The sequence below is a fragment of the Sphaerisporangium album genome, assembly GCF_003323745.1.
GTDB lineage: Bacteria > Actinomycetota > Actinomycetes > Streptosporangiales > Streptosporangiaceae > Sphaerisporangium > Sphaerisporangium album.
In genome coordinates, this window is record NZ_QOIL01000013.1 from 38,487 (window position 1) to 49,507 (window position 11,021).

Sequence of the window (11,021 nt, forward strand, 5' to 3'; positions counted from 1 at the left end):
TCAGCCGCCGATGTCGGCGAGGTTCTCGTCGTACGGGCGCGCGAACTCGTCCAGCACCTGGGACGGCGTCTTGGCGCCGTTGATCAGCTCCTGGGCGCCCGCCACCATGACGTCGTAGTAGCCGGGAGCCGGCCAGTCGGGGTAGTAGGCGAGCCCGTCCTCGGCGGTGAGCTTGTTGAAGTTCTCGATCAGTTCCTTGTTCTTCTCGTCGGTGATCGCCGCGGGGTCGGCCGCCACCGGCACGCCGCCCGCGTTCCCGAGCCTGTTCTGGATGTCCTTCTTCATCGTGATGTCGATGAAGTCGTAGGCCAGGTCCTTGTTCTTCGACTTCTCCGGCACCACCCACAGGTTGCCGCTGGAGCCGGCGTGCAGCCGGTTGCCCGGCCACAGGAAGCTGCCCCACGTGAAGTTCTTGACCTCGCCGGCCACCCGGCCGTACCACCAGCTGCCGGAGACCATGATGGGGTACTTGCCGGAGATGAACCCCACGCCCATGTCCTCGGCCTTGAGGCTCGCCGAGTCCTTGGCGATGTACCCCTTCTTCACCCAGTCGGCGAAGGTGGTCGCGCCGTAGGTCCACTCGGGACCGTGGAAGTCGACCCTGCCCTTGTAGAGCTCGAAGGCGTCCACCCAGGGACGCTGCGCCTTGCTCAGCGCGAGCTGGTACATGATCTGCTGCGCGGGGTACTCGGCGCCGCCGACCGCGATCGGGGTGATGCCGGCCTTGACGAACGTGTCCAGCGCGGCCGTGAACTCGTCCAGCGTCGTGGGCACCTTGACGCCCTGCTTCTCGAAGGCGTCCTTGTTGTAGTACACCATCACGTACTCGGCGTAGTTCGGAATGCCGTACCAGTTCCCCGAGCCCATGACGCCGCGCTCGTCGTACCGCGCCGTGGTCCGCAGGCTTGGGCTGAGCAGCTTGTCCCAGCCGCGCTTGGTGACCTGCTCGGTCAGGTCGGTCAGCAGCCCCTGCTTGGACAGCAGGCCGGCGGTGGCGTTGCCCTTGTTGTACTCCATGATGTCGGGAGCCTGGTCGGACCCGAGGACCATGCCGGCGGTCTTCTGGATCTGCTCGAAGCCCTTCTCCTCGACCTTCACCTTGACGTTCGGGTGGCCGGCCTCGAACTGCCTGATCGCCTCGGTCCAGGCGACGCCCATGGCGCTGTCGGCCGACTCGTAGTGCCACAGGGTCAGCGTCCTGGGCTCGCCGGAACCGCCGCCCCCGCCCGGGGGATCCGAGGAGCCGCAGGCGGCCAGTGCCAGCGCGGCCGCGGCGAGCGCGGCGGCGAATGCTGTTCCGGGTCCTTTGCTGGACATGGTGGTTCTCCCGTTCGTCAGCCGACGACCGCCGCGGCGGGGGCGCCGGCGACGGGGGCGATCTCGCAGTGGGTGATGGGCAGGGGACCGGTGACGCTGACGCGCAGCACGTCACCCTCCTGCGTGGCGGTGACCGTCGTGTCACCGTCGACGTCGCGGATGACGGCCCGGCCCTCGCCGCCGTAGGCGACGACGCTCACGTTCGTGAACGGCCCGCCGCCCGTGGTCGGGCGGACCTCGGTCACCGGGATGAGCGAGCCGCGGCGGACGAAGAGCGGGATCTGCTCCAGCGGCTTGGTGACCTGGACGTACCGGCCGCCGGTGCGGACCTCGTGGGTCCAGTAGTCGACCCACTCGCCCGCGGGCAGGTACACCCGCCGGGTGCCCTCGGGGGCCGTCATCGGAGCGACGAGCAGGTCCGGTCCGAGCAGGTACTGGAGGTCCGCCTGCCAGGCCACCGGGTCGTCGGGGTGGTCGACGCACAGCGCGCGCATCATGGGCGCGCCGGTCCGCGCGGCCTCCACCGCCGCGGAGTAGATGTACGGCATGAGCCGGTACCGCAGCCGCACCGCCTTGACCGCCAGGTGCTCGACCGCGGGGAACTCCCAGGGCTCGCGGCTGGTGGTGCCGTGGAACCGCACCAGCGGCGACAGCGCCCCGAACTGCGCCCACCGCACGTACAGGTCGTCGGTGGGCGTGCCGGTGAAGCCGCCCGCGTCGTGGCTCCAGAACGGGACGCCCGACAGGCCGTGTGACAGCCCGCCGCGCAGCGTGCTGCCCATCGCCGCGTAGGAGGTGTAGGTGTCGCCGCCCCACTGGGCCGCGTGCCGCTGCCCGCCCAGGTACGACGAGCGCGCCCACACCATGCCGTGCCCGTTCACCTCCCGGGTGACATCCGAGACGAGGTCGTTGAACAGCAGCGCGTAGACGTTGTGCAGCTCGGTGCCGCTCATGCCGTTGCGGGCGACCGCGCCCGCCGGGACGCCTTCGCCGAAGTCGGTCTTGAACAGTGCGACCCCCTGCCGCAGCAGCGGGCGGAGCAGATCCCTGAACCATTCGGCGGCGTCGGGGTTGGTGAAGTCGACGATGCCGCAGGCCGGGTGGGAGCCGTGCCAGACGTCGGAGACGTACGCCCCGCCGTCCTGGTCCTTCAGGAAGTAGCCCTTGGCGGCGGCCTCGGCGAAGAGCGGGCTGAGGTGGGAGATGTACGGGTTCATCCACAGGCAGACCCGGAAACCCTGCTCCGCCAGCTCGGCCAGCATGCCCTCGGGGTCGGGGAAGCCCTCGGCGTCCCACCGGAGGTCAGACCAGTGCTCCACGACCTGCCAGTAGCAGTCCAGGTGCAGCACGTCGCAGGGGATCCCCCTCTCACGGATCTTCCTGGCCCGCGCCAGCACCCGCTCCTGGCTGTCCTTGAAGAAGCCCGAGGAGATCCAGGCGCCGAACGCCCACTTCGGCGGAAGCGCCGGCGCGCAGGTCAGCCGGTCGTACCGGGCGAGGACCTCCGGCACGGTCGGCCCGGCGATGACGTAGTAGTCGATGAGGTCGTCCGGGACGACGATCTCGACACAGCTGTGGGTCGAGCGGCAGACGTCGAACTCCACCGGCATGCCGCTGTCCACCAGGACGCCGTATCCCTCGCTCGACACGAAGAACGGGACGTTCTTGTACGAACGCTCGGACTCCGCGCCGAAGGCGTCGAAGTTCCACGCGAGCGGGCGCTGGCCCCGCTTGTCGAGCGGCGTGAAACTCTCGCCGAAGCCGCCGAAGTGCTCGTCGGGCCGGGCGGCCAGGCTCTCGTGGTAGGCGACCGTGACGCCGTCGACCTGGGAGCGGCCGAAGGGCAGCGTGCGCAGGCGCCCGCTGATGTCCACGTGACCGCGGTCCTGCTCGGTCAGCACACGGCCGTCCGGCCCGGTGAAGCGCAGGTGCCAGGGGTCCGGCGTGATCTCGGCGCGCACGCCTCCGGCGTCCACCACGACCCGGCCGCCGGTGGTGTCGACCCGGGCGGTGTGGGCCCCCGGCCGCACCATCTGGATGGCCCGCGCCGAGCGGGTGCGTGCCGCCGTGTCCTCGCCCAGGCGCACGCGGATCACGCCCTCGCCCGCGGCGGTCACCTGGACGACCAGCGCCTCGCCCGCCGAGGTGGAGGCCTTGAGGACCACGCCCCCCTCGTCGGCCGCCAGCACCTCGGCCCGGCTCAGCGCCGACAGCCCCTGCTCTCCCCGTGCGCGCACCGGAAGCTCCGGGGGATCGGCGCTGGTGTACTCGTGCGCGACCAGTGGAGGACGGTACGGCATCGATGCGCTCCTGGCGTTCGGGGACTGCCTTAGGAGTTAGTTTGGCGTCCATCCCAACAAACGTCAACGCCCCAATGCCCCCGCGCCGGAGGGGGCCGCCGGGTCGGACACCTGTCGCGCCACGCGTCTCGCCGGGTTCGTCCCCACGGGGCGCGACGGAGGCCATGGCCCGCATCCTCCGCCTGACGCCGGTCGCATCTCGTCATCCCGCAGGCGTATCGGAACGGTAATAGAAACGATTATCATTATCGATGCCATCTCGGCCTCGTTCACCCCTGGGGGCCGGGCGTGGCCGTCGCGAGGTCGGCCGCCGCCTGGCGACGTGCAGGGACGAAGCCCCGTAGAGGGCGGGGAAGAGGTCGCCCCCATGACCGCCGTACCGGCCCACCGGCCTTCACCATCTCGCCGGGACGTCGCCAGGACCGCACGCCGTCCGCGCGAGCGGTCCTCCGCTCCCGTCCTGCCGCCCGGAAGCGGGACGCTTCCCTATCAAGGAGAAACCCATGCCTCACTCTTTCGACCGCCGCCGCTTCCTGCGCCAAGGAACCCTGGCCGCCGTGGCCCTCGCCGCCGGACCCGGCCTGATCACGGCCTGCGCCTCCGGCGGGACCACCGCCTCGCCGAAGGCCGGCGCCTCTTCCGGGGCACGCCGGGCCGGGGGCACGCTCCGCGCCGCCTTCGTCGGCGGCGGCGCGTCCGAGACCCTCGACTTCTTCAACGGCCCCACTCCGCTGGACCTCGTGCGGGCCCGCGCCTGGCACGGCACCCTCGGCAACCTCGACCCCACCGCCGAGTACGGCGTCCGGTACGGCGTGCTGGAGGCCATCGACGTGTCCGAGGACCTCACGACGTACACCCTGCGCCTGCGCAGCGGCGTCCGCTTCACGGACGGCTCCACGCTGACCTCGGCTGACGTCCTGCACTCCCTGGCCACGCTCGCGGCGGGCAGCAAGCTGCCGGTGTTCCGGATGGCCTCGCTCAACTTCGATCTCGCTCACGCGAAGGCGGACGGCGACCTCAAGGTGGTGTTGCCGGCGGTCCGCCCGATCGCGGACGGACGGCTGATCCTCTGCCAGGGCAACTTCCTGGTCGTCAAGAACGGGACGAGGACGTTCTCGACCGCGACGCCCACATGCGGCCCCTTCAAGCTCACCGAGTTCACGGCCGGGCAGGGCGCCGCCTTCACCCGCAACGACGACTACTACGGCGCGGCCCTGGGCCAGGGGCCGTACCTCGACGGCCTGGAACTGCGCTCGATCGCCGACTCCGAGGCCCGGGCCGGCGCGCTGACGAGCGGCGCGGCCGACTTCGTGCACGACCTCGCCCCTGTCACCGCGCGCACGCTGGCCGCCGATGACTCCGTCGACGTCGTCCCCTCCAGGAGCCCCTACCTGGTCGGGCTGTCCTTCCGGATGAACATGAACGTCAAGCCGTTCGACGACGAGCGGGTTCGCGAGGCCTTCAAGCTGGCCGTGGACCGCGAGGCCATGGTGAGCACCGTGTTCTACGGCAACGCCACCGTGGGCAACGACCTGCCCGCGATGGGCTTCCCCGACTACGCCGACGGCCTCCCGCAGCGGGCGCACGACCCCGAGAAGGCGCGCGCCCTGCTCAAGGCCGCGGGCGCCGAGGGGATGGAGGTCGTGCTGACCACGGGGCCGGAGACCCCCGGCATGGTCGAGGCGGCCACGCTCTACGTCGAGGACCTCAAGAAGGTGGGGGTGAAGGCCTCGCTCAAGGAGCTGCCCGCCGGGCAGCTCTTCGCCGACTTCGCCGCCTACACCCGGCTGCCGCTGGCCGCCTCGTACCAGGTGCCGGTCCCGGCCCTGTCGACCTACCAGATCGGCACGGCCGGCGGCTCCCCGGCCGCGTTCGGCTGGAAGCGCCCCGAGGTCGACGCGCTGGTCTCCAACGCCCGCGCCCAGAGCGACGCGGCCACGGCGAGCAGGCTCGGCACCGACGCGCAGCGGACGCTGTGGGAGGAGGGCAACACGGTGCTGCCGGTCTTCAAGCCCTACCTCAACGCCCAGGTGAAGGGCCTCACCGGGATCGACGCCGACCTCTTCGAGCAGTTCCCCGGCTTCTCCCGCGCGGCCCTTCCGTGAGCTGGGCGGTCTACTTGGGCCGCCGCCTCGCCGGTGCGGCCGTGACGCTGGTGCTGCTGTCCTGCGCGGTCTTCGCCGCCACGGCCGTGCTGCCGGGGGACGCGGTCAGCGCCGTCGCGGGCCCCGACGCCTCGGCGGCCGAGCGCGCCCGGGTCCGCGCCGCCCTGGGCCTGGACCGGCCCGTGGCCGCGCGGTACGCCGACTGGGCGTACCGCGCGGTCCACGGCGACCTGGGCACCGGGTTCGTCGGCCACCGGCCGGTCGCGGACGTGCTGGCCGGCCGGCTTCCCAACAGCCTGCTGCTGGCGGGGCTGACCCTCGCCCTCGCCGCCCCGCTCGCGGTCGGCCTCGGCCTGTCGGCCGGACTGCGGGCGGGCCGGGGCGCCGACCGCCTGATCTCGACCCTCGCCCAGGTCGCGGCCGGGGTGCCGGAGTTCGTGGCTGCCGCGCTGCTGATCGCCGTGCTGTCGGTGCGGCTGGACCTGCTGCCACGGGTCTCCCTGGTGCCGCTGGGCGGCGGCCCGCTCGACGCCCCTCGGGGCCTGGTGCTGCCCGTCCTCACCCTCGCCGCGGTGGGGACGGCCGTGGCCACCCGGCTCATCCGCGTCTCCGCCGCGGACGTCGCGACGTCCCCGTACGTGGAGACGGCCCGGCTCAACGGCGTGCGCGGTGTCCGCCTGGCGCTGCGCCACGTGCTGCCCAACGCCGCCGGCCCCGCCGTGCAGGCGCTCACGCTCACCACCGGTGTGCTGGTGGGCGGCGCCGTGGTCGTGGAGAGCGTCTTCGACTACCCGGGGATCGGCCGCGAGCTTCAGCGGGCCGTCGCGGCCAGGGACGTCCCCATGGTGCAGGGGATCGCCACGACCCTGGTCGCGGTGATGCTGCTGATCCTCCTGCTGGGCGACGTCTGCGGGTGGCTGCTCGACCCGGCGCGCGGGGAGCCGCGATGACCGGCGTCCAGGCGGGAGGGGAGAGGCTCCTGGCGGAGCACACCCCCGCGCGCCCCCGCCGCCGTCCCCTGCCGTTGCTCGCCGCGGCGGGGGCGTCGTTCGTGGTCGCCGTGGCGCTGGCCGGGCCGCTGCTGGCTCCGTACGGCCCGGCCGAACGGCTCGGCCTGCCCTTCCAGGCGCCGGGCGGGGCGCACCCGCTGGGCACCGACCTCCTCGGCAGGGACGTGCTGAGCCGCGTGCTGTGGGGTGGCCGGGTGATCGTCCTCACCGGGGTCGGCGCGACGCTGGCCGCCGGGGCCGTGGGCATGGCCGCGGGTGTGCTGGCGGGGCTCGCGCCCCGCCACACCGGCGATCTGGTGCTGCGGCTCGTGGACGCGCTGACGGTGCTCCCCGCGTTGCTGCTCATGCTCGTGCTGGCGGCCGGCTTCCCGGGGAGCGACCTGGCCGTCGTGGCCGCAGTCGCCCTCGCCACCACGCCGTTCTCGGTGCGCGTGCTGCGCGCGGCCACCCGGCGGGTCGCGGCCACCGGCTACGCCGAAACCGCGTACGCCCGCGGCGACGGCAGGTGGGCCGTGCTGGTCCACGACATCCTGCCCAACATCGCCGGGCCGGCCCTGGTGGACACGGCCCTGCGGCTGGTCGCGTCCGTCCATCTCACCGCCACCGCCGGCTTCCTCGGTCTCGGCCGCGGCGCGCCGGCCCCGAACTGGGGACGCATGGTCAACGAGAACCTGCCCGGCGCGTCTCTGTCCGCCGCGGCCTTCCTGGCACCCACGTCGCTGCTCGTGCTGCTCTCGGTCTGCGTCGGCCTGCTGGCCGACCGGGCGGCCGGGGTCGTGTCCGGGGAGGGCCGGTGAACGGGGGGAGCGGCGAGGCGCTGGTGCGTGTGGCCGGGCTGACGGTGGGTCCCGCCGGGGGTGGCCCGCCTGTGCTCAGGGACGCGACGCTGACGCTCGCGCCCGGGCGGGTTCTGGGCGTGGCCGGGCGGTCGGGGTCCGGGAAGAGCAGCCTGGCGCTGAGCCTGCTCGGCCATGTGCGGCCCGGCCTGGAACGGCGCTCCGGGACGGTGCGGGTGGGCGGACTCGATCCCTTCGCCAGGGCGGGCGCGCGCCGATTGCGCGGCCGGGTGGTGTCGTTCATGGGGCAGGAGCCGGCGGCCTCCCTCAACCCCGCCCTGGGGATCGGGGCCCAGGTCGCCGAGGCGGTGCGGCTGCGCTCGCCCGGAACCGCCGACGTCACCGGCCAGGTCCGGGCGCTTCTCGCGGCGGTGGGGCTGCCGTCCGACCGGGCGTTCCTGCGGCGCCGTCCCCACCAGGTCTCCGGCGGGCAGGCGCAGCGGGTGGCACTCGCCGCCGCGCTGGCGGGCGCGCCGCGGCTGCTGGTCCTGGACGAGCCGACGGGCAGCCTGGACACCGTGCTGGCCCACCGGATGCGTGAGCTGGTGGCGGAGGTGCTCAGGGACGGGGAGCGCGCGGCCGTGGTCGTCAGCCATGACACGGGCTGGCTCGCGGCCCTTGCCGACGCGGTGATCCGCCTGGACGGCGGACGGATCACCGCCACCGGTCCGCCGGCCGTCCCGCGCGCCGGCCGGCCGCGGGTCCCGCCGTCCGCGATGGGGGCGCAGCGGCCGTCCGGGCCGGAGGCGGACCGGACGCGGGTCCCGCAGGTCACGACGCCCCCGGACGCGTCACGGGTCCCGCCGCCGGTGGGGCACGGGGACGCCGGGGTGGCCGGCGCCGGGGAGACTCGGGCCGGGCTGGTGGTGCGCGGCCTGTCGGCCGCGCACGGCCGCGTCACCGTCCTGCGCGACGTCTCGCTGACCGTCCCCGGTGGCACGTGCACGGCGCTGGTGGGGCCGTCCGGGTCCGGGAAGACCACGCTCGCCCGCTGCCTGGCCGGGCTGCACCCGCTCACGCGCGGCACGGCCGGGTGGCGGGACGAGCCGGGCCGGCCCCCCGGGCGCACCCGCGCGGTGCAGTTGGTGCCCCAGGACGTCGGCGGGGCGCTCAACCCCCGGGAGTCCGTGCGCACCACCCTGACGCGGCCCATGACCGGGCTGCGCGGCATGCCGGCCGAGGACGCCGCCGCCGAGGCCGCGCGGCTGCTCGGGCTCGTGGGGCTCTCGCCCGCGATGATGCCGCGCAGGCCGGGCGAGCTGTCCGGCGGGGAGCGCCAGCGGGTCACCGTGGCCCGCGCTCTGGCGGGGGCGCCGCGGGCGCTGGTCTGCGACGAGGTCACCTCGGCGCTGGACCGCGAGGTCGCGTCCGAGGTCCTGGACCTGCTGGCCTCGCTGCGCCGGGCGCTCGGGCTGACGCTGCTGCTGGTGACCCACGACCTGGCCGCGGCGGCGCGGTACGCGGACCGGGTCGTCGTCCTCGACGGCGGGACGGTGGTCGAGTCGGGCCCGCCGGACCGGGTGCTGAGCCGTCCGGAGCACGCGGTGACCCGCGAACTCGTCGCCTGCTCCGGCGCGAACCGGGCGAAGTAGCGCGACACGAGAGGAGGGCGGCCAAGGAACCCTTCCCGCTCGCGTACGCCCAGGGGAGCCGGCGGGCACGGCACCTCTGCCGCTCGTGTCACCCCGGGGAGAGCATCCCGGCCAGCGCGTTCTTGTCGATCTTGCCGACGGCGGTCAGGGGCATGGCGGCGATCGGGACCACCTGGTCGGGGGCCTTGTAGGCCGCCAGTCCTCGCTCGTTGAGGAAGGCGGCCAGCTCCCGGGGCGCCGGGGGAGGTCCCGCGCAGACGAGGAACGCCACGGACCGCTCGCCCCTCTTCTCGTCCGGGGCGGCCACCAGGGCCGCCTGCGTGATCGCCGGGTGGGTGAGCAGATGCTCCTCCACCTCGGTCGCGGCGATCTTCTCGCCGCCGCGGTTGATCTGGTCCTTGATCCGCCCGACGACGACCAGATGGCCCGAGGGGAGACGCCGGACGACGTCGCCGCTGCGGTAGAAGCCGTCGGGGGTGAAGGCGATCCGGTTGTGCGCCTTGGCCCGGTAGTAGCCGCGCGGGGTGTACGGGCCCCGGGTGAGCAGCTCGCCGGGGGCGCCGTCCGGCACCGGCCGGCCGTCGGGGCCGACGACGAGGATCTCGTCGTCCGGGGAGATCGGGCGGCCCTGGGTGGTGTGGACGAGCTCCTCCGGGTCGTCGAGCCGGGTGACGTTGATGAGCCCCTCGGCCATGCCGAAGACCTGCTGGACGGTCACGCCAATCGCGGGGCCGAGCGCGCGGGCGACGTCGTCGGGGAGCCGCGCCCCGCCGACCTGGAGCACCTTCAGGCTGCCGAGATCGGCTTCGCCGGACGCGGCCTCGTCCATCCAGTGCGGGACCAGGGGCGGGGTGAGCGAGGTGATGGTCACCCGCTCGCGCTCGACGAGGGCGAACGCGGTCTGCGGGCTCGGATCGGGCGACACCACGACGGTGCCGCCCGCGGTGAGCGTGCCGAGCACGCCGGGACACGCCAGCGTGAAGTTGAAGGCGAGCGGGAGGACGGCGAGGTAGACGCAGTCCTCGCCGAGACCGCACACCTCGGCGGCGGCGCGGGCGTTGTAGGCGTAGTCGTCGTGGGTCCGCGGGATGAGCTTGGGCAGCCCGGTGGTGCCGCCGGAGTGCAGCAGCAGGGCCAGGTCACCGGAGGCGGCGTCACCGTCGCCGGGGTCCACCCGCCCGGTGGCGGAGGCGTCCCCCAGCAGGTCGTCCAGGCGGACGAAGTCCCGATGATCTCCCGGGTCGCCGGCCACCACCACGTGCCGCAGCGTGCCGCTCCCCGCCTGCTCGGCGAGCAGTTCGCGCAGCATCGCGCGGTGGTCGAAGCGGGCGTGCCGGTCGGGGATCACGCAGGCCACCGCCTCCGAGACGCGCACCAGGTGGCCGATCTCGGTGCGGCGGTGTCCCGGCATGGCGTGCACGGGAACCGCGCCGAGACGCTGGAGGGCGAACCAGAGCAGGACGAACTCCGCACGGTTGGGGAGCTGGACGACCACGCGGTCGCCGCGGCGCAGCCCCAGCCGCCGTAGTCCCGCCGCGAGCACGTCCACCTCGGCGTCGAGACGGGCGTACGTCCAGCGGCGGTCGCCGTCGACGAGAGCGGTCCGCCCGGGACGGTCCTCGGCCCAGGAGCGCAACAGGGCGCCGAAGGTCCGCCCGCTCCAGTGACCCGCGCGGCGGTAACGCTCCGCGTAGGCCTCCGGCCAGCCCGGATGGGTCTGCGTCATGGTGGTCCCTTTCCTCGTTCACCGGCCGGTGGTGGCGCGGGCCCCGCTGGTGTGCTTAGTATTCGCTATCCGAAATGATAATCATTTCTACTACCTTATCCCTATCGGTCCGCCCTGCCCGGGGCGCGACACCGA

The 11,021-nt window shown here is 73.7% G+C and carries 7 protein-coding genes; 4 read left to right on the plus strand and 3 right to left on the minus strand.

The window, feature by feature from the left end; translation table 11 throughout:
• Together DQ384_RS22705 and DQ384_RS22710 are read right to left on the minus strand one after the other, a co-directional pair.
• The gene (locus DQ384_RS22705) at positions 1 to 1,317 is read right to left on the minus strand and encodes an ABC transporter substrate-binding protein (RefSeq protein ID WP_114030894.1); all 1,317 of its coding nucleotides are present in this window, start codon (positions 1,315 to 1,317) and stop codon (positions 1 to 3) included.
• 17 nt (positions 1,318 to 1,334) lie between these two features.
• On the minus strand, positions 1,335 to 3,617 hold the full coding sequence (locus DQ384_RS22710; protein WP_114030895.1) for a TIM-barrel domain-containing protein: 2,283 nt from the start codon (positions 3,615 to 3,617) through the stop codon (positions 1,335 to 1,337).
• A gap of 503 nt (positions 3,618 to 4,120) precedes the next feature.
• Between DQ384_RS22710 and DQ384_RS22715 the strand changes: the two genes are divergently transcribed.
• The 4 genes from DQ384_RS22715 to DQ384_RS22730 are packed head-to-tail and all read left to right on the plus strand — an operon-like array spanning position 4,121 to position 9,160.
• Entirely contained in the window at positions 4,121 to 5,722 is a 1,602-nt protein-coding gene (locus DQ384_RS22715; RefSeq protein ID WP_114030896.1) for an ABC transporter substrate-binding protein, read from the plus strand.
• Positions 5,719 to 6,672 carry an ABC transporter permease gene (locus DQ384_RS22720; RefSeq protein ID WP_114030897.1) on the plus strand — a complete coding sequence of 318 codons (954 nt, stop codon included), beginning with the start codon at positions 5,719 to 5,721 and terminating at the stop codon, positions 6,670 to 6,672. Before DQ384_RS22715 ends, DQ384_RS22720 begins: the two co-directional genes overlap by 4 nt.
• Positions 6,669 to 7,529 (plus strand): ABC transporter permease, encoded by an 861-nt coding sequence (locus DQ384_RS22725; RefSeq protein ID WP_114030898.1) that lies wholly within the window; start codon positions 6,669 to 6,671, stop codon positions 7,527 to 7,529. The genes DQ384_RS22720 and DQ384_RS22725 overlap by 4 nt, the downstream gene beginning before the upstream one ends.
• Positions 7,526 to 9,160: an ABC transporter ATP-binding protein gene (locus DQ384_RS22730; RefSeq protein WP_114030899.1), complete on the plus strand. Its 1,635-nt coding sequence runs from the start codon at positions 7,526 to 7,528 to the stop codon at positions 9,158 to 9,160. Before DQ384_RS22725 ends, DQ384_RS22730 begins: the two co-directional genes overlap by 4 nt.
• 88 nt (positions 9,161 to 9,248) lie before the next feature.
• Here DQ384_RS22730 and DQ384_RS22735 read toward each other — a convergent pair whose 3' ends face one another.
• The gene (locus DQ384_RS22735; RefSeq protein ID WP_114030900.1) at positions 9,249 to 10,886 is read right to left on the minus strand and encodes a (2,3-dihydroxybenzoyl)adenylate synthase; all 1,638 of its coding nucleotides are present in this window, start codon (positions 10,884 to 10,886) and stop codon (positions 9,249 to 9,251) included.
• Positions 10,887 to 11,021 lie beyond the last annotated feature (135 nt).

Coding starts and splice junctions, on each gene's coding strand:
- DQ384_RS22705 (WP_114030894.1), bottom strand. CDS start 1,317: ATGTCCAGCAAAGGACCCGGAACAGCATTCGCCGCCGCGCTCGCCGCG.
- DQ384_RS22710 (WP_114030895.1), bottom strand. CDS start 3,617: ATGCCGTACCGTCCTCCACTGGTCGCGCACGAGTACACCAGCGCCGAT.
- DQ384_RS22715 (WP_114030896.1), top strand. CDS start 4,121: ATGCCTCACTCTTTCGACCGCCGCCGCTTCCTGCGCCAAGGAACCCTG.
- DQ384_RS22725 (WP_114030898.1), top strand. CDS start 6,669: ATGACCGGCGTCCAGGCGGGAGGGGAGAGGCTCCTGGCGGAGCACACC.
- DQ384_RS22735 (WP_114030900.1), bottom strand. CDS start 10,886: ATGACGCAGACCCATCCGGGCTGGCCGGAGGCCTACGCGGAGCGTTAC.